Origin of the sequence: Acuticoccus yangtzensis (assembly GCF_001927245.1) — a bacterium.
Taxonomy (GTDB): Bacteria; Pseudomonadota; Alphaproteobacteria; order Rhizobiales; family Amorphaceae; genus Acuticoccus; species Acuticoccus yangtzensis.
Genome location: NZ_MJUX01000004.1, coordinates 17,627 through 40,728 on the forward strand (window position 1 = coordinate 17,627; position 23,102 = coordinate 40,728).

The 23,102-nt window shown below is 68.1% G+C and carries 20 protein-coding genes; 9 read left to right on the top strand and 11 right to left on the bottom strand.

Features of this window, described 5'->3' with window-relative positions:
- The first annotated feature begins 22 nt into the window (after nucleotides 1-22).
- The gene (locus BIX52_RS11490) at nucleotides 23-1,468 is read left to right on the top strand and encodes a pyruvate dehydrogenase complex E1 component subunit beta (RefSeq protein ID WP_075221237.1); all 1,446 of its coding nucleotides are present in this window, start codon (nucleotides 23-25) and stop codon (nucleotides 1,466-1,468) included.
- A gap of 309 nt (nucleotides 1,469-1,777) precedes the next feature.
- On the opposite strand, the gene BIX52_RS11495 is transcribed toward BIX52_RS11490, so the two are convergent.
- Nucleotides 1,778-2,995: an MFS transporter gene (locus BIX52_RS11495; protein WP_075221238.1), complete on the bottom strand. Its 1,218-nt coding sequence runs from the start codon at nucleotides 2,993-2,995 to the stop codon at nucleotides 1,778-1,780.
- Between the two features lie 65 nt (nucleotides 2,996-3,060).
- A complete protein-coding gene (locus tag BIX52_RS11500; protein ID WP_157956248.1) occupies nucleotides 3,061-4,275 on the bottom strand; it encodes an FAD-dependent oxidoreductase in 1,215 nt (404 codons plus the stop codon).
- Between the two features lie 362 nt (nucleotides 4,276-4,637).
- Between BIX52_RS11500 and BIX52_RS11505 the strand changes: the two genes are divergently transcribed.
- The 8 genes from BIX52_RS11505 (at nucleotide 4,638) to hflX (ending at nucleotide 13,813) form a co-directional block, all read left to right on the top strand.
- Nucleotides 4,638-6,836 (top strand): sensor histidine kinase NtrY-like, encoded by a 2,199-nt coding sequence (locus BIX52_RS11505; RefSeq protein WP_075221240.1) that lies wholly within the window; start codon nucleotides 4,638-4,640, stop codon nucleotides 6,834-6,836.
- Nucleotides 6,837-7,075: 239 nt separating this feature from the next.
- Nucleotides 7,076-8,446, top strand: a complete 1,371-nt coding sequence (ntrX, locus tag BIX52_RS11510) for a nitrogen assimilation response regulator NtrX (RefSeq protein ID WP_075221241.1) — start codon at nucleotides 7,076-7,078, stop codon at nucleotides 8,444-8,446.
- Nucleotides 8,443-8,829, top strand: coding sequence for a dihydroneopterin aldolase (locus BIX52_RS11515; RefSeq protein ID WP_075221242.1), 387 nt, complete (start codon nucleotides 8,443-8,445; stop codon nucleotides 8,827-8,829). Before ntrX ends, BIX52_RS11515 begins: the two co-directional genes overlap by 4 nt.
- Nucleotides 8,826-9,533: an aspartate/glutamate racemase family protein gene (locus tag BIX52_RS11520; protein WP_342743830.1), complete on the top strand. Its 708-nt coding sequence runs from the start codon at nucleotides 8,826-8,828 to the stop codon at nucleotides 9,531-9,533. The genes BIX52_RS11515 and BIX52_RS11520 overlap by 4 nt, the downstream gene beginning before the upstream one ends.
- 101 nt (nucleotides 9,534-9,634) lie before the next feature.
- Nucleotides 9,635-11,011 (top strand): Trk system potassium transporter TrkA, encoded by a 1,377-nt coding sequence (trkA, locus tag BIX52_RS11525; RefSeq protein ID WP_075221244.1) that lies wholly within the window; start codon nucleotides 9,635-9,637, stop codon nucleotides 11,009-11,011.
- 11 nt (nucleotides 11,012-11,022) lie between these two features.
- Nucleotides 11,023-11,895: a D-amino-acid transaminase gene (locus BIX52_RS11530; protein WP_075221245.1), complete on the top strand. Its 873-nt coding sequence runs from the start codon at nucleotides 11,023-11,025 to the stop codon at nucleotides 11,893-11,895.
- A gap of 139 nt (nucleotides 11,896-12,034) precedes the next feature.
- Nucleotides 12,035-12,283, top strand: a complete 249-nt coding sequence (gene hfq / locus BIX52_RS11535) for an RNA chaperone Hfq (protein ID WP_075221246.1) — start codon at nucleotides 12,035-12,037, stop codon at nucleotides 12,281-12,283.
- A 135-nt stretch (nucleotides 12,284-12,418) separates the two neighbouring features.
- Complete coding sequence (gene hflX, locus BIX52_RS11540; RefSeq protein WP_083660242.1) at nucleotides 12,419-13,813, top strand: GTPase HflX; 1,395 nt, start codon at nucleotides 12,419-12,421, stop codon at nucleotides 13,811-13,813.
- Between the two features lie 45 nt (nucleotides 13,814-13,858).
- Here the strand turns inward: hflX and BIX52_RS11545 are convergent, their stop codons facing one another.
- From BIX52_RS11545 to BIX52_RS11585, 9 genes are all read right to left on the bottom strand, one after another.
- Nucleotides 13,859-14,335 carry a hypothetical protein gene (locus BIX52_RS11545; protein ID WP_075221248.1) on the bottom strand — a complete coding sequence of 159 codons (477 nt, stop codon included), beginning with the start codon at nucleotides 14,333-14,335 and terminating at the stop codon, nucleotides 13,859-13,861.
- A gap of 39 nt (nucleotides 14,336-14,374) precedes the next feature.
- On the bottom strand, nucleotides 14,375-15,163 hold the full coding sequence (gene mazG / locus BIX52_RS11550; protein WP_245803180.1) for a nucleoside triphosphate pyrophosphohydrolase: 789 nt from the start codon (nucleotides 15,161-15,163) through the stop codon (nucleotides 14,375-14,377).
- A gap of 80 nt (nucleotides 15,164-15,243) precedes the next feature.
- Complete coding sequence (locus tag BIX52_RS11555; protein ID WP_075221249.1) at nucleotides 15,244-16,506, bottom strand: SulP family inorganic anion transporter; 1,263 nt, start codon at nucleotides 16,504-16,506, stop codon at nucleotides 15,244-15,246.
- A gap of 165 nt (nucleotides 16,507-16,671) precedes the next feature.
- On the bottom strand, nucleotides 16,672-17,493 hold the full coding sequence (locus BIX52_RS11560; RefSeq protein ID WP_075221250.1) for an MBL fold metallo-hydrolase: 822 nt from the start codon (nucleotides 17,491-17,493) through the stop codon (nucleotides 16,672-16,674).
- Nucleotide 17,494: 1 nt separating this feature from the next.
- Entirely contained in the window at nucleotides 17,495-18,283 is a 789-nt protein-coding gene (locus BIX52_RS11565) for a TatD family hydrolase (RefSeq protein ID WP_075221251.1), read from the bottom strand.
- Nucleotides 18,280-19,812 (bottom strand): methionine--tRNA ligase, encoded by a 1,533-nt coding sequence (gene metG, locus BIX52_RS11570; RefSeq protein ID WP_075221252.1) that lies wholly within the window; start codon nucleotides 19,810-19,812, stop codon nucleotides 18,280-18,282. The genes BIX52_RS11565 and metG overlap by 4 nt, the downstream gene beginning before the upstream one ends.
- Nucleotides 19,813-19,886: 74 nt before the next feature.
- Nucleotides 19,887-20,954 (bottom strand): DNA polymerase III subunit delta', encoded by a 1,068-nt coding sequence (locus BIX52_RS11575; RefSeq protein WP_075221253.1) that lies wholly within the window; start codon nucleotides 20,952-20,954, stop codon nucleotides 19,887-19,889.
- Nucleotides 20,955-20,964: 10 nt separating this feature from the next.
- Nucleotides 20,965-21,672: a dTMP kinase gene (gene tmk, locus BIX52_RS11580; protein WP_075221254.1), complete on the bottom strand. Its 708-nt coding sequence runs from the start codon at nucleotides 21,670-21,672 to the stop codon at nucleotides 20,965-20,967.
- A 37-nt stretch (nucleotides 21,673-21,709) separates the two neighbouring features.
- Nucleotides 21,710-22,717 (bottom strand): septal ring lytic transglycosylase RlpA family protein, encoded by a 1,008-nt coding sequence (locus BIX52_RS11585; RefSeq protein WP_075221255.1) that lies wholly within the window; start codon nucleotides 22,715-22,717, stop codon nucleotides 21,710-21,712.
- Nucleotides 22,718-23,102 lie beyond the last annotated feature (385 nt).

The following is a 23,102-nucleotide window of genomic DNA, read 5'->3' on the forward strand; positions in this document are numbered from 1 at the left end:
AAACAGGTCTCGGACACGAACGATGCCCACTGAAATTCTGATGCCCGCCCTGTCGCCGACGATGGAAGAGGGCAAGCTCGCCAAGTGGCTGAAGTCGGTGGGGGATAATGTCGCCCCCGGCGACGTGATCGCCGAGATCGAGACCGACAAGGCGACCATGGAGGTCGAGGCGGTCGACGAGGGTACGCTCGGCAAGATCCTGGTCGAGGAAGGCACCGAGGGTGTGCCGGTGAATGCGCCGATCGCGGTGCTGCTGGGCGAGGGCGAGTCGGAGAGCGACATCGGCGCCGCCGCCGCACCCACGCCCGAAAAAGCCCCCGCATCCGAAAGCTCCGCCCCAGCGGCCGCCGCGGACGGTCCGAAGCCGACGGGCAGCCTGTCGGCGGATGCGCCGAGGCCCCCGGCCGCGCCGCGCTCCGGCCCGGCCCCGGCGGAGATGCCGGACGATCAGCCCGCCGAGCCCGATGTCCCCGCCGGCACGGAAATGAAGCAGATCACCGTGCGCGAGGCGCTGCGCGACGCAATGGCCGAGGAGATGCGCGCCGACGGCGACGTGTTCCTGATGGGCGAGGAGGTCGCCGAATATCAGGGCGCCTACAAGGTCAGCCAGGGTCTTCTGGAAGAGTTCGGGGCGAGACGTGTGGTCGACACGCCGATCACCGAGCACGGTTTTGCGGGTCTGGGCGTCGGCGCGGCGATGGCGGGTCTGAAGCCGATCGTCGAGTTCATGACGTTCAACTTCGCGATGCAGGCGATCGACCAGATCATCAACTCGGCGGCGAAGACGCACTACATGTCGGGCGGCTTCATCAAGTCGCAGATCGTGTTCCGCGGACCGAACGGGGCGGCGGCACGTGTGGCGGCGCAGCACAGCCAGGACTTCGCGTCCTGGTACGCGCACGTCCCCGGCCACCGCGTGATCCAGCCCTATTCGGCGATGGACGCGAAGGGCCTCCTGAAGGCTGCCATCCGCGATCCCAACCCGGTCATCTTCTTGGAAAACGAGATCCTCTACGGCCAGACCTTCGAGGTTCCGGCGGAGATGGATTTCGTCCTGCCCATCGGCAAGGCGAAGGTGGAGAAGACGGGGCGGGACGTGACCATCGTCTCCTTCGGCATCGGCATGACCTATGCGATGAAGGCGGCGGCGGAGCTGGCCCAGATGGGCATCGACGCGGAGGTGGTCAACCTTCGCACGATCCGCCCGCTCGACATCGACACGGTGATCAAGTCGGTGCAGAAGACGAACCGCTGCGTGACGGTCGAAGAGGCGTTCCCGACCTGCTCGATCTCGTCGGAAATCGGCTACCAGCTGATGGAAAAGGCGTTCGACTTCCTGGACGCTCCGGTGCTGCGCGTGACCGGCAAGGACGTCCCGATGCCTTACGCGGCGAACCTCGAAAAGCTGGCACTGCCGTCCGTCGCCGAGGTGATCGACGCGGTGAAGGCGGTGACCTACCGGACCTGATCCGGCCCCGCATCGGAACGAAGAGGCCCGCTCCGGCGGGCCTTTTTCATGTCGGCACGGAACTTTGGAAGGTCGGCGGCAGGGTCAAGGATCCGCGCGGACCCACGCGCAGGCCGCTTCTTCAGCGGGCGAGCATGGGGAGCACGGGTCCTTGACGCTGTCGGCGGCCTTCACAGCCTTGTCTCAGGTGGTCAGTCTCGGGCTTCTTCAGCCCGAACTGACCGCCTGCCCGCTGGCGAAGCGGGGGGAGCGCGAGGGGGGAACGCCCTCGCAGAAGGCTCCGCCGGCACAGCGGCCTTGTCACGCCTGTCAAACCTCCGCCGCGATCCGCCGTGACGGCGACAGCAGCAGCGGCAGCATGGCGAGGAGTTGCAGCACGATGAGGACCAGGAAGGCGACCTTGAAGCCTTCGTAGGTGACGCCGCCGGTGTCGCTGCGCCAGGCGTCGAGGACGAGGCCGAAGCCCCATTGGCCGAGGAAGGCGACGGCGAAGACGAGGAAGTTGAGCGCCGTATTCACCCGCCCGGCCATCGCCAGCGGGAACTGGGACGAGGCGATGTTGTAGCTGTGGACGGCGACGGAGCCGACCATGGCGAAGAGGATCCACAGCGGCGGCGTCCACGCCACGGGCAGCACGATGAAGGCGACCTCGACGGAGATGGTGACGAAGGCGCCGATGACGAGGACGGGCATGGCGAGGCCCATCCGCTCGGCACGGGAGAAGATGAACCCGTAGGCGAGGAAGCCGGTGATGAGGCCGATGGAGTTGGCGGACAGCCACAGGGCCGCGTCGGCGGGGCTCATCTCGACGATCTGCCGCAGCCAGGGCCCCGCCCACAAGCTGATGACGGACAGCATTCCGACCTGGATGACGGACGCGATGGGGGCGATGCGCCACAGGGTGCGGCTCGTCAGCACGGCCATGAACTCGCGCAGCATGAGGCGGGTTTCGGTGGTGGCGCGGGAGGGCTCGTGGCGGCGGGGCACCACGGTGAGGAGGAGGACGGCGGCGGTGAGGGTCGCGGCGGCGAGGCCCCAGAAGAGGCCGCGCCAGCCGATGAGGTCCATGGCGGCTTCGGCGGGGCCGCCGCCCAGCGCGCTGCCGACGCCGCCGAAGGCCATGTGCAGGCCGATGACGAGGGCGCGCCGCTCGGGCGTGAACCAATGGCGGTAGGCGGTCATCGGCCCCATGAGCGCCATCGAGGCGCCGACGCCGATGAGGAAGCGCCCGAGAAAGAGATGGCCCGTCGTCGCGCCTGCGGCGAAGACGACGCAGCCCAGGGTGGCGACGAGCCATGTCGCGGCCTCCACGCGGCGCGGGCCGAAGCGGTCCATGAGGATGCCGAGGGGGATCTGTGTGGCAACGAAGCCGAGGAAATAGAGGCTCGTCATGAGGCCGAGGTCGGCGGGGGAGAGGCCGAACTCGTCGGTGACGGGGGCGCCGGCGACCGCGTTCACCACCCGCAGCATGTAGGAGAGGAGATAGGCGAGGGCGAAGGGGAGGAAGACGCGCAGGGCAAGTGACATGGCGTTTGGATAGTGCGGCGCGTGATGCCTGAACAGGCATATTGTGATCACAGACTAGACAATGATCACATCAACGCGCTGCCTTTTAATTGGGCCATGAAGGCTTGGTCGAGGTGGTCCTTGAGGCGCCAGACGAGCCGGCCTTCTACGGTGAGGCCGTTGCGTGTGCCGATGGCGGAGCGTCCGCCGGTGGAGAGGAGCACGAGGGCGTTGCGCTGGAGGGTGACGGGGGCCAGAGGCAGGCCTGCGGCGCGGCGGCGGATGGCCTCGGCGAGGGGCGGACCGGCGCGCACGGAGAAGACGCCGGCCTTGGGGCGCGGATCGCCCTCGCGGGTGGCGCTGTCGCCGACGGCGAGGACGTGGGGGTGCGATGTCGAGCGCATGACGGTGTCGGTGGCGAGGTAGCCGTCGGCGGTGCGGGCGAAGGGGGTCGCGGCGAGCCAGGCGGGCGGTGCGGGTCCGGTGACGGCGAGGGTGACGTCGGCAGCGGGGACGTCGACGGTGCCGAGGCGCAGGGTGACGCTGCGCCGGGCGAGGGCGCGCAAGGCCCGCCGCCGTGCTGCTGGCGGGAAGGCGGCGAGGGGCGCTTCGGCACGATCCACCAGGGTGACGGCGGCTTCGGGGCGGCGGGCGGCGAGCGCCAGGGCGATCTCGGTCCCGGCCGGCCCGGCGCCGATCACGGCGAAGCTGGCGGCGGCCCCGCAGGTTGGAACACCCGCGCCCGCGTCAACGGAGGCACTGGCGCTGCCGGATACGCCACTGGCGGCTGGGGCGCCGGAGATCGCGCCCCCGCAGGCCGGTGCGTCGTAAGCCGCGCCGCCGAAGGCCTCGACGTCCGAGGCTGGGCCAAGGTGCGGGGCGAGGCCGGCGACAAGACTGTCGAACGGTTTGGCGGGGATGATCGCGGGGGCGGCGAGCGGGCCGGTGCGCGCGGTTTCGGACCCGGTGTTGACGACGAGCGTGTCGAACGCGAGGCGCGTCCCGTCGGCGAGGACGAGGTGGTTCTCGACAGCCCCGGCGATGTCGCCGGACACCAGGTCCACGCCGTGGCGGGCGGCGAAGGAGGCGAGCGGGACCTTCATCGCGTCCAGAGGGTAGATCCCCTCGATCCAGCCCGGCACCATGCCCGAATAGTGTGCCGCATCGCCACGCGAGACGAGGGTGATCTCGGCCCCCGGCGGCGGCGTGCCGAGGCGGGTGAGGGCGAGCATGGCCGCATGTCCCGCCCCGGCGATGACGATGCGGTGGGTTCGGCCACGGCGGCCGCCGGTTCGGGTCACGCCGCTCATCTCCTCTGCGTGTCTCGCCAGACGCCCTCGTCAGACACCGGGCGAAACGCCACGTCCAGCCGCGCCCCGCCTAGCGACCCGCCGCCCACGCCTGTGCCGCGCAGGCCGGGCCGTGCAGGTAGGGCCGCGACGGTCACGGCCGGGTCAATCGAAGTTCTGCCGCGCATGTGCCTTCCGGTCGCGGGGCGCCACTTGCGACCCGACTCGCATCGACGTTTCCGCCCATCGCGCGGCCGCATAGGCGTGGACGAGGGCGGGTGGGCGCCCGGCGGAGGTGCGGCGGCGGTTGACCGGCAGGAGACGAGGTCACATAGGTCAAGGCCCGATAATGTGAAGCGTGATCGCGAGTGGCAATGGCCGACGCTGCCATCCCCTACCGTCCGCCGTTCGATTCGCCGGTGCGCGCCTTCGGCGTCGTCGTCGTACCGCTCGCCCTCCTGGCGGTCACCGGCACCTTTCTGACGCTGACGGGTCTGACACCGATCGAGCCGACGACGAGCGTCATCGTCATCGCGCTGATCGTCAACACCATCCTCGTGATGCTGCTGGTAGGCGGCGTCATCTACGAGGCGTTCAAGCTCTTCCGCGCACGATCGGCGCAGCGGGCGGGGGCGCGGCTTCATGTGCGCATCGTCGCCCTCTTCTCGGTCATGGCGGTGCTGCCGGCCGTGCTCGTCGCCGTGGTGGCGACGCTGACCCTGTCGCGCGGTCTCGACCGCTGGTTCGAGGACCGCATTCAGGCGATGGTGGTCAACTCGGTCAAGGTGGCCGACGCCTATGTGGGCGAGCACAGCCGGGCGATGACCGGCGACCTCCTCGCCATGACGCGCGACCTGGAGCGGGCGAAGAACATCTACGACCTCGAGCCGACGCGGTTCGACCGCTTCTTCCAGGCGCAGACGGCACTGCGCAACCTTCCCTCGGCCTTCCTGCTCAACGGAGCGGGCGAGGTGATCACGCGGGCGGTGGTGGAACCCTCGGTCGACCTCAGGATGCCGCCGCCGGAGGCCATGCGCGAGGCGCTGAAGGGCCGTCCGGTGCAGATCTCGCCCGGCGAGGCGGACCAGGTGGGCGGCATCATGAAGCTCGCCTCCTACCACGACACATACCTTTATATCGCCCGGCTGATGGACCCGGACGTCAACGGCTTCCTGCGCCTCACGCGGGCGAATGCGGAGGAATATATCCGCCTGGAGCAGGCGCGGCGCGGTGTCTCGGTGGCGTTCGGCCTCGTCTATGCGGGCGTCACCCTGGTGCTTCTCGTCTGCGCCATCTATCTCGGCTTCGGCTTCGCGAACAGCCTCGTGGCGCCGATCCGCGAGCTCATCGGCGCGTCGGACCGGGTGTCCAAAGGCGATCTCGACGTGGAGGTTCCTGTCCGCTTCTTCGACGGGGACATCGCCCACCTCGGCGAGACCTTCAACGCGATGACGTCGACGCTGAAGCGCCAGCACGACGACCTCATCGCCGCCAACGACCAGGCCGAGCGGCGCCGCCGTTTCACCGAGGCGGTGCTGGGCGGCGTGTCGGCCGGTGTCATCGGCATCGATTCGGACGGGCGGGTGACCCTCGCCAACAGCTCCGCGCTTGCGATGCTGGATCTTTATGAAAGCGACATCGTCGGCCGCACCCTGACCGAGGTTGTGCCGGAGCTTCGCGCGGTGCTGGAAGGCGAGGGGGGGCTCGCCCGCCTGAGGGTCAAGCCGGAGCAGATCAGCCTGCCGCGCAAGGGCCGTGAGCGGATGATCTCCGTGCGCGCCACCACCGACCGAACCGACGTTGCGCGGCCGGGCTACGTGCTGACCCTCGACGACATCACCGACCTCGTGACGGCGCAGCGTACCTCGGCCTGGGCGGACGTGGCGCGGCGAATCGCCCACGAGATCAAGAACCCGCTGACACCGATCCAGCTTTCGGCCGAGCGCATCAAGCGGCGCTACGGCAAGCAGATCCGCGAGGACGACCACGCGGTGTTCGACCAGTGCGTCGACACCATCGTGCGGCAGGTGGATTCCATCGGCCACATGGTCAACGAGTTCTCGAACTTCGCGCGGATGCCGGCGCCGGCAATGGAGCGGCTCGACCTGCGCGAGGCGGTGCGTGAGGCGGTGTTCGTTCAAGGCATCGTCAACGAGCAGATCATCAAGACGACGGATCTGCCCGACGAGCCGGCCATCGCGCACTTCGATCAGCGGCTTGTGACGCAGGCGCTCTCCAACCTCGTGAAGAACGCGGCCGAGGCGATCGAGCCGACGACGGAGGCCGAGCGCGGCGGGCCGGGGCGCATCCACACTCATCTTTTCGTGAACGAGGCGGGGGAAACCGTGGTCGACATCATCGACAACGGCATCGGTTTCCCCTCCAGCGGACGCGAGCGGCTGCTCGAACCCTACATGACGACGCGCGAGAAGGGCACGGGGCTCGGCCTCGCCATCGTCAAGAAGATCGCCGAGGAACAGGGCGGGCGGATCGAGCTGCTCGACGCTTCGGCGGTGTCGGAAAACACGCGCGGGGCGTGCGTCAGGTTCGTTCTGCCGCCGATGGTGGGGTGAGCCGGTGAACGCCGGCCCCCCGCGACAAAAGGGGCCCGCGGTTCGGCGATGCCGTGCTGCGGGTCGAGGAAGTCCGCCACCTGTGGCATAGGATCGGTTAAATTGACGGGCGATTCGGATTGTCGGCACGCCCGGACCCGGCCCGATCGTCTTGACGGCCCAACCAACACGCGCGACGTAGACGCGGGGTTGCCGGGCTCGTCTCTCAAAGCCGGACCGGGGCGAAGAGTGGAGCGCTGATGGCATCGGACATTCTTGTCGTCGACGACGAGATCGACATTCGCAACCTGATTGCCGGCATCCTGGAGGACGAAGGCTACGAGGTTCGCACCGCGGCCGACTCCGACGAGGCGCTGGCGGCGATCGGTGCGCGCCGGCCGCAGCTCATCTTTCTCGACATCTGGCTGATGGGCTCCAAGCTGGACGGGCTGCAGCTTCTCGACACCATCCGTGCGCAGCATTCCTCGATGCCGATCGTGATGATCTCCGGCCACGGCAACATCGAAACGGCGGTGTCGGCGATCAAGCGCGGCGCCTACGACTATATCGAGAAGCCGCTGAAGGCGGACCGGCTGCTGCTTGCGGCCGAGCGTGCGCTGGAAGCCTCGCGCCTGCGCCGTGAAGTGGACATGCTGCGCACCAAGTCGGGCGAGTTTCAGGACCTCATCGGCAATTCGGCGGTGATGAACCAGCTCCGCTCGACCATCGAGAAGGTGGCGCCGACCAACTCGCGCATCATGATCATGGGTCCATCCGGCTCCGGCAAGGAGCTCGTGGCGCGCACGATCCACAAGAAAAGCCTGCGTGCGGACGGGCCTTTCGTGGTCGTCTCCTCGGCCTCCATCACGCCGGACAAGATGGACGAAGCGCTGTTCGGCGCCGAGGCCAAGCCGGGGCAGGACCCGTCCGTCGGCGCGCTGGAAGAGGCGCACGGCGGCACGCTCTATCTCGACGAGATCGGCGACATGCCGATGGAGACGCAGGCCCGCATCCTGCGCGTTCTGACGGCGCAGGAGTTCAACCGTGTCGGCGGGTCGACGCGGGTGAAGGTCAACGTGCGCATCATCTCCTCCTCCGCGCGCGACATGCAGGAGGAGGTGGCCGAGGGGCGCGTGCGCGAAGACCTCTTCCACCGCCTCTCGGTGGTGCCGGTCCGTGTTCCCGCGCTCGCCCAGCGGCGCGAGGACGTGCCGATGCTGATCGACTATTTCCTACGCCAGACGGCGGAGAACCAGGGTCTGCCGCGCCGCATCGTCGGCGAGGACGCGATGGCCGTGCTCCAGGCGCACGACTGGCCCGGCAACGTGCGCCAGCTCAAGAACAACGTCGAGCGGCTGCTCATCCTCACCCGCGACGGCGACCCGAACGACCCGATTTCCGCCGACCTTCTTCCGAACGAGATCGGCGCCATCGTGCCGCCTTTGTCGTCCCAGGCGGGGGGCGAGCACATCATGGCGCTCCCCTTGCGGGACGCGCGCGAGATCTTCGAGCGGGACTATCTGCGCGCGCAGATCAACCGCTTCTCCGGCAACGTGTCCCGCACGGCCGAGTTCGTGGGCATGGAGCGCTCGGCGCTGCACCGCAAGCTGAAGACGCTGGGCATCGCGTGACCTCGGCGACGGCCCCGCTCGGCCCCGACCGGGTCTTCGTCAAAGACCTCGTGCGGTCCATCGAGGTCGGCATCCTTCCGGAAGAATATGGCGTCACCCAGCGCGTGCGCTTCCGTGTCGGCGTGACGCTCGCCGCCGGGGCCGAGGCGGGGGCGGACGGTCTCGCCTTCAGCTACGTCACCATCCTGGAGGCGATCGACCGGGCGACGGACCGCCATGTCGGCCTGTTGGAAGATCTCGGCGAGGCGCTGGCGGCGGACCTTCTGTCCGACCCCAACGCGGGCGCGGTCGACATCATGATCGAGAAGCTGGACCGGATCGACGGCGCGGCGGTGTTCGGCCTCGAAATGCGGCGCGGCCGCGGGCAGGCGGTCGCGCGATGACGGCGATGAAGACGATCGGCCTCCTCGGCGGTCTCTCGTGGGAATCCACCACCCTCTATTACCAGCACCTCAACCGCGGCACGCGCGAGCGGCTCGGCGGGCTGCACTCGGCCCCGCTCGTCCTCTGGTCTTTCGACTTCGCCGAGATCGAGGCGCTGATGGCGGCCGGCGACTGGACCGGCGCGACGGAGCGCATCGCGGACGCCGGCAAGCGGCTGGCGGACGCGGGCGCCGAACTCATCGTCATCTGCTCCAACACCATCCATCGCATGGCAGGCGCGGTCGAGGCGGCGGCGGGCGTCCCGCTCGTCCACATCGCCGACGCGACGGCGCAGGCGGTGCGTGCCGAAGGGGTCATGTCGCCGCTGCTGCTGGCCACCAAGTTCACCATGGAAGGCGCCTTCTACCGCGGCCACATGCAGGACCATTATGGCCTGTCGGTGCGCATTCCGGGCGACGAGGCCCGCGTGGAGGTCCACCGGATCATCTTCGAGGAGCTGTGCCAGGGCATCATCCGGCCGGAGTCCAAAGCGGCGATGCTCGAGATCGTCGACCGGGCGATGGAGGAGGGGGCCGACAGCGTCATCCTCGGCTGCACCGAGGTGGCGATGCTGATCGGCCAGGACGACATCGGCGCGCCGGTGTTCGATTCCACCGCGATCCACGCCAACGCCGTGCTGGACAAGGCGCTGACGGCGGACTGACACGTCCGGCGCGGGGCTGGGCGACACCGCCCGTCTTGGCCTATATGATGACGCTGGCACACTGACGGAAAGTCCGATCCACTATGGCGCTCAACTAAAACATGCGCATCGTAATTTGCGGCGCCGGGCAGGTGGGGTTCGGCATTGCCGAAAGGCTCGCCGGCGAAGGTCACGACGTGTCCGTGATCGACCTGTCCCCCCAGCTCATCGCCAACGTCCGCGACCAGCTCGACGTGCGCGGCGTCATCGGCCACGGTGCGCACCCCTCGGTCCTCGCCTCGGCGGGTGCGGAGAATGCTGATCTTCTGATCGCCGTCACCCAGTCGGACGAAGTGAACATGGTCGCCTGTCAGGTCGGCCACTCGATCTTCCAGGTGCCGACGAAGATCGCCCGCGTGCGCGCCCAGTCCTACCTGAACCCGGTCTATTCCGACCTCTTCGCGCGCGATAACCTGCCCATCGACGTCGTCATCTCGCCCGAGATCGAGGTCGGCGAAATGGTGATGCGCCGCCTCTCGCTTCCCGGCGCGGTGGAGACGGTGCGGTTTGCCGACGACAAGATCATCGTCGTCGGCATCCTGTGTCTCGAGGATTGCCCGGTGGTCGACACGCCGCTGAAGCAGCTCACCGACCTCTTCCCCAACCTCGGCGCTGTGGTGACCGGCGTCTTCCGCCACGGCACCCTCATCGTCCCCCATTCGGACGAGATGCTGCGGGTGGACGATCTCGTCTACGTGGTCGTCCCGCGCGAGCAGGTGCGCCGCACCCTCGTCATCTTCGGCCATGACGAGCCGAAGGCGAGCCGCGTCGTCATCGCCGGCGGCGGCAACATCGGCTTCTACGTCGCCCAGCAGCTCGAAAAGCGCGAGCCGTCGACGAAGGTGAAGATCGTCGAAAGCTCCCGCCAGCGCGCGCTCTACATCGCCGACGCGCTGCACAAGACGGTGATCCTCAACGGCTCGGCGTTGGACCAGGCGGTGCTGCGCGAAGCCGACATCGAGGATGCCGACACCATGGTCGCGCTGACCAACGACGATCAGGCCAATATCATCGCCTGCGTGATGGCGAAGACCCTCGGCTGTGCGCGCAATTTGTCGCTGATCAACAACGTATCCTATCCCGCGCTCGCCAACGCGCTGGGGATCGACGCCTACGTGAACCCGCGCGCGGTGACGATCAGCCGCGTGCTGCGCCACGTGCGCCGCGGGCGGATCGAGAGCGTCCATTCGCTGCAGAACGGCTCGGCGGAGGTGATCGAGGCGGAGGCGCTGGAGACCTCGCTTCTGGTGGGGCGGCCGCTCCGGTCGCTGGAACTCCCGGACGGTGTGCGAGTTGGCGCTATTGTGCGCCGCGGCAAACCGATCGAAGTCAATGGCGACACACAGATTCTCGCGCGGGACCGGGTTGTCATGTTCGCACTTGCGGAAAAAGTGCATCAGGTGGAACAGATGTTCCGCGTGAGCCTGGAATTCTTTTGATCGGAGCCCCGATGAGTCGCATCGCCTACGTCAACGGCCGCTATCTTCCCCATGCCGACGCCGTGGTCCATGTCGAGGACCGCGGGTTCCAGTTCGCCGACGGTGTCTACGAGGTGTGCGAGATCTGGAACGGCCAGATCGTCGACATGACGCGCCACCTCGACCGGCTGGCCAGGTCGCTGAACGAACTGTCGATGGATTGGCCGGTGGAACGCCGCGCCCTCACGATGATCCTGCGCGAGACCATCCGGCGCAACCGCGTCAAGGACGGCCTCGTCTATCTGCAGATCACCCGCGGCCAGGCGCGGCGCGACTTTTCCTTCCCCAAGGGCAAAGTGCCGCCGACGCTGGTGGTGACGGCGCGCTCGTCCGACCCGAAGGCGGCGCTGAAGGTGGGCGAAGAGGGGATCAGCGTCATCACCACGCCCGACATCCGGTGGGAGCGGGTGGACATCAAGACCGTTTCGCTGCTGCCGCAGGTGCTCGCCAAGGAAAAGGCGGTGCGGGCCGGCGCCAAAGAGGCGTGGATGTTCGACAAGGACGGCTTCGTCACCGAAGGCGCGTCCTCCAATGCGTGGATCGTGTCGCAGGACGGCACCTTGATCACCCGGCCGGCGGAAAAGGGCATCCTGCGCGGCATCACCCGCGCGGCGATCATGGACTATGCGGCGGCCAACGGCATCACCGTCGAAGAGCGTCCATTCACGATCGAGGAGGCGAAGGCGGCGCGCGAGGCGTTCATCACCTCCGCGACGATGACGGCCTCGCCCGTGGTGAAGATCGACGATAGCGTGATCGGCAACGGGGCGCCCGGCTCGATCGTGTCCGATATGCGTGCGCGCTTCCATGAAGCCGTAGAAAAACTCGCCTTGAGCGTGTATTGATCGGGTCTATGTCGGCCGCGCTTGAGCGGGGCCGACAGCGAACTACCTAAGTGTCTGGTGTTCATGGTCTGGTGCCGCTCGATTGTGTGTGTCGGCAACCGCGTGGGCATATCGTTATAGCGCGAGTGGGATATAACCAGTGGCTGAAAAAGCTCAAAACCTTCAGGATACGTTCCTCAACCACGTCCGCAAAAGCAAGACGCCGTTAACCATCTTCCTCGTCAATGGTGTGAAGCTTCAAGGCGTGTTGACCTGGTTCGACAATTTCTGCGTCCTGCTGCGGCGGGACGGTCATTCGCAGCTTGTCTACAAGCATGCGATCTCGACCATCATGCCGAACCAGCCGGTGCAACTGTTCGATCCGAACGAAGACAGCGGCTCACGCTAGCGTGACGCTGGGACGCGTATGATTTCCGACGACAAGTCTGCAGGAGACACTGCCACGAACGACGCTGCTACGAGAGACGCCGCCACGCACGATGCTGCCGCCAGCCGCGACGCCGTGACCGACGACGCTGCGATGATGCAGGGCGAGCCGACGGACGCCGAGGCCGGGGACAAGGCCGAACGTTCCGCGGCCGGCCCGCGGTCGAGCTACGAGGTGGCGGATGCGCCGACACGCGCCATCGTCCTTCTCCCCGTCATCAGGCAGGCGGAGGAGGACAAGCGCGAGCCGGAAGGACGCCTCGCCGAAGCCGTCGGCCTCGCCGACGCCATCGCGCTCGACGTGGTGGAAGCGCGCGTCGTACCGGTGCGCAATCCGCGGCCGGCGACCCTCTTCGGCACCGGCGCGGTGGACGACATCACCGCCGCTGCCAAGGCGGCGGAGGCGGAGCTCGTCATCATCGACCATCCGCTGACCCCGGTGCAGCAGCGCAATCTCGAAAAGGCGTTCGGCGCCAAAGTGCTGGACCGCACCGCGCTGATCCTGGAGATCTTCGGCGAGCGGGCGCAGACGGCGGAGGGCGCGCTGCAGGTGGAGCACGCCCACCTGACCTATCAGCGCTCCCGCCTCGTTCGCTCGTGGACCCACCTCGAACGCCAGCGCGGCGGTTTCGGCTTCCTCGGCGGCCCCGGCGAAACGCAGATCGAGGCGGACCGGCGTCAGATCGCCGAGCGCATCGCCCGCGTCGAGAAGGCGCTGGACGACGTGAAACGCACCCGCTCGCTGGCGCGCGAGCAGCGGCGGCGCAACAACCAGCCGGTCGTAGCGCTGGTCGGCTACACCAACGCCGGCAAGTCGACGCTGTTCAACCGCCTCGCCGGTGACCACGTCGAAAGCCGCGACCTGTTGTTCGCGACGCTCGACCCGACGCTGCGCAAGCTCGACCTGCCGCACGGGCGCACCGCCATCCTGTCCGACACGGTGGGCTTCATCTCCCACCTGCCGACCTCCCTCGTGGCCGCCTTCCGCGCCACCTTGGAGGAGGTGACGCTGGCCGACCTCATCATCCACGTGCGCGACATCAGCCACGAGGAGACCGACGCGCAGGCGTTCGACGTCCTGTCCACGCTGTCCGAAATCGGCGTGGAGCCTGGACAGCGCGAGGTGCTGGAGGTCTGGAACAAGGCCGACCGTCTGCCGGACGCGGTTCGCGTGCAGCGCGAGGCGGCGGCGAAAGGGCAGGGCGCCGTGCTGGTGTCGGCGGTGACCGGGGAGGGCGTTCCGGCGCTCCTTACCGCCATCGAAGACGCCCTGGCGCGCCGCGCCACCGTGCGCGAGGCGGTGATCGCCGCGTCCGACGGTGCGTTACTCGCCTGGCTCTACCGCAACACCGAGGTGCTCGCCCGCGCCGACGAGGACGAGACCGTGCGCCTCACCCTGCGCATCCCCGAGGCGCGCCTTGCCGACGCACTTGCCAAACTCGGCGAAGCCGTCCCCGAAGCCGCCCCGGTGTCGACGCCTTACGTGCCGTAAGACCTGATCAGCGCGGCGGGGGGCGGTGGTCCGCGTCCCCCGCTGTCAGCCGCGCGCGAGCTGCCTCGTCACCATCTCCGTCGCGTCGAATACCCCTTCGACCTTGAGGATCGTGTCGCTGAAGGCGAGACGGCCATTTTCGGGATCGGCAAGCGACTGGGCGAGAGGCACCGGCATCACCGCCGCACGACATACCGCCCAGTTCTGGTGGAAGACGGCGAGAGCCACCCAGTCGAAACTCTCGTCGTCGATTTCGTCGATCGCGGTGAAATTGGCCTCGGCATCACGCGCGGCAACGCGGCGGGAACGGATGCGGATCCGCGACCCCTTCGCGCTCGTCGCCGTGGTGACGCCGCCGCTTCGTGCAACCGTCCACCCGACGGCGCCGGAGAAGAGATACTCCGCCAACTGGCCAACGGGTTTGCTGATCGACCGCGATACGCCGCGACGCTGCAACTCGCCCATCACGTTGTACTGAAGGGCGAGAACGTCAGTCAGGTGAAGGTTCGTCAGATTGTCCATGGCAGCCTCCGCCGGATCGCGCCGCTGCCATAAATCTGTTCACGAAGCGTTTTCAACCTTTGATTTCGCCGCCTGCCACTTGACCTCCATCTCCTCGTGCGAGAGGTCGGCCCAGGTGCGGCCCTCGGCGCGCACGGCGGCATCCATCGCGCGCACACGGGCGGAAAAGCGCGCGTTCGTACCCGTCAGCGCACGGCCGGCGTCGATGTCGAGATGGCGCGCATAGTTCACCAAGGTGAAGAGGAGGTCGCCGAACTCGGCTTCCATCTCCGCCGCGTCGCCATCGCGCACCGCGGCGCTGAACTCTTCCAGCTCCTCGGCGATCTTGTCGACCACACCACCGGAATCGGGCCAGTCGAACCGCAGCTTGGCCATCCGCTTCTGCAGCTTCTGGGCGCGCACCAGAGGCGGAAAATTCACCGGCACATCGTCAAGGATGCCCTCCGGCTTGCCGGCGCGCTCCTCAGCCTTGATGAGGTCCCACATCGCCTCGATCTCGGCCGGGGTGCGGGCCGGCCCGTCGGAAAAGATGTGCGGATGACGGCGGATGAGTTTCTGCGCGATCGCCTCGCACACGTCGTCGAAGGTGAAGTCGCCGCGCTCGGACGCCATCTGGGAGTGGAAGACGACCTGCAGCAGGAGATCGCCGAGCTCGTCCTTCAGGTCGGCGAGGTTGCCCCGCTCGATCGCATCGGCCACCTCGTAGGCTTCTTCGATGGTGAAAGGGGCAATGGTTTCATAGGTCTGGGCGATGTCCCAGGCGCAACCATCCTGGGGATCGCGAAGCTGGGCCATGATGGCGCGCAGCCGTTCGATGGGTGCCGTCACAAGAGAGCCTCCGGCGTGTCTCGCCGTCCAGATACGCCCTCACGAGGCCGCCGCAAAGCCCCCGGATCGCAGCCCAACCGTCACCGCTCGGGCGGCCTCCAGTCGGCGGGCGGGCTCTTGCGGCGGGCGAACCGCAGCGCCAGACCCAGCGCCACGCCGACACCGATCGCAATCGTCAGGTCCGCCAGCACCGTCAGCACCAGGGTCAAAAGCAGCAGCGCGCGGTCCGCGAACGGCTCGGCCCAATATTGGCGCCATTTGTGCGGCTCGCTCATGTTCCACGCGGTCACGATCAGAACGGCGGCCAGCGCGGGAAGCGCAAGCTGGCCCACCAAAGGCGCGGCCACCATCATCATCGCCAGCACCGTGAGGGCGTGGACCATGCCGGCCACCGGGGTCGCCCCGCCGGCGCGCACGTTGGTGGCGGTTCGCGCGATCGCTCCGGTCGCCGGCAGTCCGCCGAACAGCGCGGAGCCGATGTTGGCCGCGCCTTGGGCCATCAACTCCGCGTTCGGCCTGTGGGTGTCCTCGATCATCCGGTCCGCCACAATCGCCGACAGCAGCGATTCCACACCGGCCAGGAAGGCGATCACCAGCGCGGACGGCAGCAATTCCACCAAGCGCGCCACGGAAAGGTCGGGCAGCGCCGGCACGGGGAGATGGTCCGGCAGCGCGCCGAAGCGCGAGACGATGGTGTCGACGTCGAGCCCCAGAAGCGCGGCGGCGGCGGACGTCAGCCCCACCGCGGCGATCAACCCCGGCCAGCGCGGAAACATCCGTCGCAGCGCGACAATGAGAACGATCGTCACCAGGCACACGCCGAGTGCGTCGACGCTCAAGGTGCCGCGCGCGGCCCACAGCGCGGCGAGTTTGGGGAGGAAGTCCGCGGGAAGCCCCGTCACCTCGAGCCCCAGCGCATCGGCGAGCTGGCTGGCGGCGATGATGATGGCGATGCCGATCGTGAACCCGTTGATCACCGCTTCCGGAACGTGGGCGATCAGCGAGCCGGCCCTCAGCACGGCGGCGATGAGCAGGATCACCCCGGCCATGAAGGTGGCGACGACGAGCCCGTCATATCCATGCGTGGCGATGACGGCGAAGACGACGACGATGAAGGCGCCGGTCGGCCCGCCGATCTGCACCCGGCTACCGCCCAGCGCGGAGATGAGGAACCCCGCCACCACCGCCGTCACCAGCCCCGTGGCGGGATCTGCTCCTGACGCGATGGCGATCGCGATGGACAAGGGCAGCGCCACCATGGCGACGGTGATGCCGGCCAGCGCGTCGGCCAGGAAGGCGGCGCGCGTATAGGCGGGGAGCGTTGTGAGGATCTTAGGCTTCATGACGTGGGACGACAGGCAAGGTGGGACGGGCCCCATCATGGACCACCGCGGCACCCAAGCGCAGCAATTTTCAATGCAATCCCGCTGCCCGCCGGCGGCAACCCATCTTGCTCCACACGGCGTATAAGGCGGATTATGGAACCGCAGAATGCGCCGGAGGCCCCCTCAGGTGGCGCGGGCGGGAACCGGGGTCGGAATGTCGGTGGTCTCGACGACCATCATGTCGAAGGCCGGCTCGGCCCATGCGGGAAGCTCGCCCGTCAGCCTCTCGAAATCGAGGTCGTGGTGCAGGTTGGTCAGCACGGCGCGGCGGGCGCCGATCCGCTCCGACCACTCCAACGCCTGGTCGACGTTGAAATGGCTCGGGTGGGTTTTGTAGCGCAGCGCGTCGATGATCCATACGCCGAGCCCCGCCAGATGCGGCAGCGCGTCCTCGGGCAGATCGTGCAGGTCGCTGGAATAGGCCACGTCGCCGACGCGGAACCCCAACGACTCGATCCGCCCGTGGAGCTGGCGGAACGGCATCACCGTCAGCGGTCCGCCGTCGCCATCCACCGTCAGTGGTTCGCCTGGCGCAATTACCGACGCGTTCAGGATGGGCGGATAGCCCTGCGCCCCGCGGAAGCAATAGCCGAACGCCTCGCCGGCGCGCTCCAGGGTCGCCGCATCCATGAACACGTCGACGCGCCGGCCGTGGGCCAGGGCCAGGCCGCGCAGATCGTCGATCCCGTGGAGATGATCGGCGTGGGCGTGGGTGTAGAGCACCGCGTCCAGCTTCGCGACGTCCGCCGACAGGAGCTGCTCGCGCATGTCCGGCCCGGTGTCGACCAGAACCCGCGTCACACCGCCGTCGCCGACGCGCTCGATCAGCAGCGAGCAGCGGCGGCGGCGGTTCTTCGGGTTCGCCGGATCGCACACGCCCCATTCACCGCCGACGCGCGGCACACCGCCGGACGAGCCGCAGCCGAGGATGGTGAAACGCAGCATCTCAGGCCGCCACCGGCGCGGGCACCTTGGTGAAGAGCCGGTAGAAATTCGCGGTCGTCTGCGTGCCGAGATCCTCCACCGGCAGACCGAGCGTATCGGCCAGATGCGCCGCCGTATCGGCCACGAAGGCCGGTTCGTTGCGTTTGCCGCGGTGCGGGGGCGGGGCCAGATAAGGCGCGTCCGTCTCCAAGAGCATGCGGTCCATCGGCACCATCTTCGCCACCTCGCGAATGGTCTCGGCGGTCTTGAACGTCACGATGCCGGAGAACGACACGTAGCCGCCCAGCGCCAGCCCGCGCGTCGCAAGCTCCATGCCGGACGAGAAGCAGTGGAGGACGAACGGGAAAGCCCCCTTCCCGGTTTCCTCCTCCAGGATCGCCGCCACGTCCTCGTCCGCCTCGCGCGCGTGGATGACGAGAGGCAGCCCGGTCTCACGCGCCGCCGCGATGTGCCGGCGGAAGCCGACCTCCTGAACGTCGCGCGTCTCGTAGGTGTAGTGATAGTCGAGGCCCGCTTCGCCGATCGCCACGACCTTGGGTCCGGCGGCGGCCGCCACCAGCTCCTCGGCCGTCACGTCCGGCTCCTCGTGGGCGTTCAGGCAGTGGACGCCCACCGAGCAATAGACGTCCTCGTGCGCAGCGGTGATCTCCTGAAGGCGCGCGAAGCTCTTCATGCGCGTGGAGATCGTCACGAACCGCTCGATCCCGCGCGCCCGCGCCCGCTCCAGGAACGGGCCGAGGTCTTCGAAGTCGGGAAAATCGAGGTGGCAGTGGCTGTCGACGAGCCTCACGCGGCCGGCTCTTCCAGTTTGGGGACGATCGGACGCGGCGCCGGCAGCGGCGTTCCTGCGGGCACGGTGCGCGTCAGCCACTCGAACGTGCGTGCATTCTCAGGCACCGCGAGGAGGTCCAGAAGGTCGCCCGCCGTCTTCGGCGTGAACGGCTGGATCAGGATCGCGAACCAGCGCAGCGCCTCCGCCGTCACGCCCAGCACGACGGCCATGCGCTCCGGGTCGCTCTTGCGCAGCTTCCACGGCTCCTCGCCGGCGAAATAACGGTTGGCCTCGGACACCACGTCGTAAATCGCCCCCAGAGCCTGGTGCAGCGCCTGCGCGTCGATCGCCGTGCGGCAGAGCTCCGGCAGCGCATGAACGCGCGCCAGAAGCGCCTCGTCCTGCGGCGCCAGCGGCTCCAGCGCGGGCATCTCGCCGCCGCAATTCTTCGCCAGCATGGTCAGCGAACGCTGCGCCAGGTTGCCGATATCGTTGGCCAAATCGGCGTTGACCCGGTTGACGAACCCCTCCACCGAATAGTTGCCGTCCTGACCGAAGGGCACCTCACGCAAGAGGTAATGGCGCAGCGGGTCCAGCCCGAACGCCTCCACCAGCGCGAACGGGTCCAAAACGTTGCCGATCGACTTACTCATCTTCTCGCCGGCATTGTAGAGGAAGCCGTGGCCGAAGACGCGCTTGGGCAGCGGCAGCCCCGCGCTCATCAGGAAGGCAGGCCAGTAGATGGTGTGGAAGCGGATGATGTCCTTGCCGATCACGTGCAGGTTCGCCGGCCAGGACGCGGCGAAGCGCTCCGGCTCGTCGGGGTAGCCGCAGGACGTGATGTAGTTCGTCAGCGCGTCCACCCACACGTACATCACGTGCTTCGGGTCGCCCGGCACCGGAACGCCCCAGTTCATCGTCGTGCGCGAGATGGAGAGGTCCTTCAGCCCGGATTTGACGAACGCCACCACCTCGTTGCGCCGCGTCGCCGGGGCGATGAAGTCGGGATTGGCCTCGTAATGGGCGAGCAGCCGCTCCTCGAAGGCCGACAGGCGGAAGAAGTAGGACGGCTCCTCCATCCACTTCACCGGCGCGCCGGTCGGGGCGAACTTCTGCCCGTCCTTCTCGGTCAGCTCGTTTTCGCCGAAATAGGCCTCGTCGCGGACCGAATACCAGCCGCCATAATTGTCGATATAGATGTCGCCCGCGTCCGCCATCGTCTGCCAGATCGCCTGGCTCGCCTTGATGTGGCGCGACTCGCGGGTCGAAATGAAGTCGTCGTGGGACGAGCCCAGCACCTCGGCCATCTTGCGGAACAGGCCCGTGTTCCGGTCGGCCAGCTCGGCGACCGGAATGCCCTCTTTCGCGGCCGTCTCCACCATCTTCTGACCGTGCTCGTCGGTCCCGGTGGAGAAATGCACGGTGTAACCGTCCAGCCGCTTGAACCGGGCGATCGCGTCCGTCGCGATCAGCTCGTAAGCGTGGCCGATGTGGGGCGCTCCGTTGGGATAGGAGATCGCCGTGGTGATGGTATAGCGTTGACTCATGGCGGGTTCCCATCTGCCTCCGGTGGCAGCCTTGTCAAGTCGGGTCTCACGTCGGATGACGGATCGGGGGCGGATCAGCTCAGCCCTGCGGCACGGTCCAGCGCCGAAAGCCGCGACAGCACGGCGAGCACCATCTCCTTGCGGTCGAGATTGAACACCTCGATCCGCCGCCGGTCATCCGTCACCGACAGATAAAGCGCGGCGTAGGAGTCCAGCGCCGACAGAGGCAGCCGCCCTGCCCCGTCCCGCGCGCGGCTCGCGATCGCGTCCAGCACCAGTTCTAGCACGGTCGCGAAGGTATCGTCACGGCGCTGCGCGGCCATTTCGGCAAGCTGGTGGTTGGCTCTCACGTCCCGCACCATCGCCGGTGCCAAAAGCCGCCGGGCCGAGCGCACGATGTCCGCCCCCGCCGCCGAGAGGGTCAGCGCCCGCCTCACGGACCCCTCCCCCAGCGGCGCCGCCTGAGGGTCCACCCGCAGCGCATTCAAGGCCGCCCTCACCTCCGCCTCGCTGAGCGGGCGCATGCGGATCGACCTGCAGCGCGAGCGCAATGTCGGCGGCACGCGGCCCGACACGTGGGCGATCAGTACGAAGAGCGTGCGCCGCGGCGGCTCCTCCAGCGCCTTCAGCAGCGCGTTGGCGGCGTTCAGGTTCATGTCGTCGACCGCGTCGACGATGACGACGCGCCAGCCCCCCTCGGCCGACGTCGAGCCCAGAAACGGCACGATGCGGCGGACCTCGTCCACCGTCAGCTCGCTCTTGAACTTCTTGCCCTTCTCGTCCCACGGCCGCGTCAGGTGGATGAGGCCCGGATGGGTCCCCGCCGCCACCTGCCGCGCGGTGCGCCCTTCAGGGTCGTTCGGCTCGCCCCCAAGGCCTGCGTCCAGCGGCGTTCCGGGGAGCGTGCCCAGCAGCGACCGCGCCAGACGGAACGCCAGCGTCGCCTTGCCGATGCCGCGCGGCCCCTCCAACAGCAGCGCCTGGGGCGGCGACGAACCGCCGAACGCCTCCACCAGCCGCTCCACCGCGTCCTCGTGGCCGTAGAGCGCCGTCGCCTCCTGGGGCGGCGGCGCATTGTCCAGCATGTCGGGTTCGACGGGCGCCCCCTCGGCGGGTTTGGGCGCGCGCGGTGCCTTCACCATGGCGGCCGCCTCAGTCCGTCGCCGCAGCGGCGGATTGAGCCGCGGCGGACGCAGCCGGGCCGCGACCCGCCAAGGGGTTTGCGGTCTCCGGCACGGCGCCCAGGCCGAGTCGCGCCTCTGCCGCTTGCCAGATGGCATCGGCGATCTCGTCCGCCGTCCCCGCCGCGTCGATCACCACGCAGCGTTCCGGCTCGCGCGCGGCGATCGCCAGAAAGGCCTGGCGCCGCGCTTCTTGAATGTCGGCGGCGTCCTTGTCGAACGTGTCGCGGCCGCCGCGCGCCTCCATCCGCGTCTGGCCGACGCTGACGGGGCAGTCCAGAATGAACGTGAGGTCCGGCCGCGTCGCCCCCACCGCCACGCGGCTGAGGAGCGCCAGAAGCGGCGCAGGCACGCCCGCAACGCCCTGATAAGCCTCGGTGGAATCGGCGAAACGGTCGCAGATGACGGTCACACCGTCCGCCAGCGTCGGGGCGATCAACGCGGCCACATGGTCCGCCCGCGCGGCGGCGAAGAGCAGCGCCTGCTCGCGCGCCGACAGCGCCGCACCGCGCTCCGACAACAGCGCCGCCCGCAGCGTCTCCGCCCAGCGCGAACCGCCCGGCTCGCGCGTCAATGTCACGGGGTGTCCGGCGGCGGCGAGGCGGTCCCTCAAACGGCGCGCCTGGGTGGACTTGCCGGCGCCGTCTGTGCCCTCGAAGGTGATGAACGCGCCGCCCAATGCTGCCTCGCCTCAGAATCCGCCCGAAGGCGGGACGTTACTGCGCGGGAGCGGCCGCCTGCAATGTCGACCCGCCGGACGGCGCGGCGGCGAACATGTCGAACGCCCCCATCACCCGCTCCTGGCTGGCCGCAACGGCCTCCTCCGTCACCGCAGGCGCCGCAGCGCTCGCGACGATCGCAGGCTCCTCCTCCTCCAGAGACGCCGAATTCATCGTCACCAGAGCGTCGATCGCGCCGCCGCTCTCCTTGCGCTGCTCTTCGACATAGGCCTGCACCGAGCTCGGCTGCGACGCCGCCACCAGCATGGACGGCTGATAGGACCGATTCACCCTCACGCCCGGCAGGTTCGCGTCCTCATCGTCCTCGCCATAAAGGACGCGCCGGTTGCGCTCTTCGCGCGACACAGGGGTCGCCGCGGCGAGACGAACCTCGACCTTGCGCTCGTCGTCGTCGTCATCGGCCGAACCGCCGAGCCCGAAGGACGGCAGATAGTCGCTGAACGACTTCTTCGACGTCTTGCCGTACTTGTTTTCCGCGACGAGCGTCTCCGCATCACCGCCGCCGATGGGCGCCTCGCCGAGATACTCGACGCGGACTTTCGCAGAACCGGCATTACGAAAGCCGAGCTTCTCCGCGGCGGCTTTCGAAACGTCGATGATGCGGCCTTTGTGGAAGGGGCCACGGTCGTTGACCCGCAGGACGGCGGACTTGCCGGTCTTCAACACGGTCACACGCACATAAGACGGGAGCGGCAAGGTCGGGTGCGCGGCGGTCAGCGCGGTCTTGTCGAAAATCTCGCCGTTGGCGGTCGACTTGCCGTGAAAGTCGGAGCCGTACCAGGAGGCGCGGCCGACCTTGTCGTAGTCCTCGTCATGCTTGGGCGTATACCAGCGGCCGCCGACTTTGTACGGCTTGCCGATCTTCTTGTAGCCCGCCGCCTCGGGCTCGTCGGAAATCGAGTCGTCGGAAGCGAGAACGTCGAGCGAGCTGACCGAGCCGCCGCAACCGGCCAGAGCCAGGGTTGCGACACATAAAAAGGCCAACACTCCCCGCCGACAGACGTCTGTCCAGGCCATCAATCCACTCCGCTTACCCCGGGCGACTCACCCTGCCCAACGGCCGGCACATTACGTCTTGAAACCAAGTGCGCCCATAGCATGGGGGGTCCATCGCTAACGCTTTGCTAAGAAGTTGGCATTTTTGCCACACATCGCGTCAACACTCTCTTAGGTATTGAACTTTGCTTGCCTGTGCCATGCCTCAGCAACGCCAACAGCTTGGAGTGAAACGACAATGTTCGTCCGCCCTCCGGCAGATGAAGCGCCTGATGTACCGTCGTCATCTCGGCAGGGTCGTTTGAAGATCGGGTGAACCGGCCCCAGTCCAACCGCCCTGCCCGGCCCGGTCGCGGCAGGATCATCTCGGCCT

What these genes read in the sequence shown, in the direction of transcription:
- BIX52_RS11495 (WP_075221238.1), bottom strand. Translation starts at nt 2,995, where the DNA reads ATGTCACTTGCCCTGCGCGTCTTCCTCCCCTTCGCCCTCGCCTATCTC.
- BIX52_RS11490 (WP_075221237.1), top strand. Translation starts at nt 23, where the DNA reads ATGCCCACTGAAATTCTGATGCCCGCCCTGTCGCCGACGATGGAAGAG.
- BIX52_RS11520 (WP_342743830.1), top strand. Translation starts at nt 8,826, where the DNA reads ATGACGGCGATGAAGACGATCGGCCTCCTCGGCGGTCTCTCGTGGGAA.
- hflX (WP_083660242.1), top strand. Translation starts at nt 12,419, where the DNA reads ATGCAGGGCGAGCCGACGGACGCCGAGGCCGGGGACAAGGCCGAACGT.
- metG (WP_075221252.1), bottom strand. Translation starts at nt 19,812, where the DNA reads ATGAGTCAACGCTATACCATCACCACGGCGATCTCCTATCCCAACGGA.
- BIX52_RS11545 (WP_075221248.1), bottom strand. Translation starts at nt 14,335, where the DNA reads ATGGACAATCTGACGAACCTTCACCTGACTGACGTTCTCGCCCTTCAG.
- BIX52_RS11555 (WP_075221249.1), bottom strand. Translation starts at nt 16,506, where the DNA reads ATGAAGCCTAAGATCCTCACAACGCTCCCCGCCTATACGCGCGCCGCC.
- BIX52_RS11560 (WP_075221250.1), bottom strand. Translation starts at nt 17,493, where the DNA reads ATGCTGCGTTTCACCATCCTCGGCTGCGGCTCGTCCGGCGGTGTGCCG.
- ntrX (WP_075221241.1), top strand. Translation starts at nt 7,076, where the DNA reads ATGGCATCGGACATTCTTGTCGTCGACGACGAGATCGACATTCGCAAC.
- BIX52_RS11505 (WP_075221240.1), top strand. Translation starts at nt 4,638, where the DNA reads ATGGCCGACGCTGCCATCCCCTACCGTCCGCCGTTCGATTCGCCGGTG.
- trkA (WP_075221244.1), top strand. Translation starts at nt 9,635, where the DNA reads ATGCGCATCGTAATTTGCGGCGCCGGGCAGGTGGGGTTCGGCATTGCC.
- BIX52_RS11575 (WP_075221253.1), bottom strand. Translation starts at nt 20,954, where the DNA reads ATGGTGAAGGCACCGCGCGCGCCCAAACCCGCCGAGGGGGCGCCCGTC.
- BIX52_RS11530 (WP_075221245.1), top strand. Translation starts at nt 11,023, where the DNA reads ATGAGTCGCATCGCCTACGTCAACGGCCGCTATCTTCCCCATGCCGAC.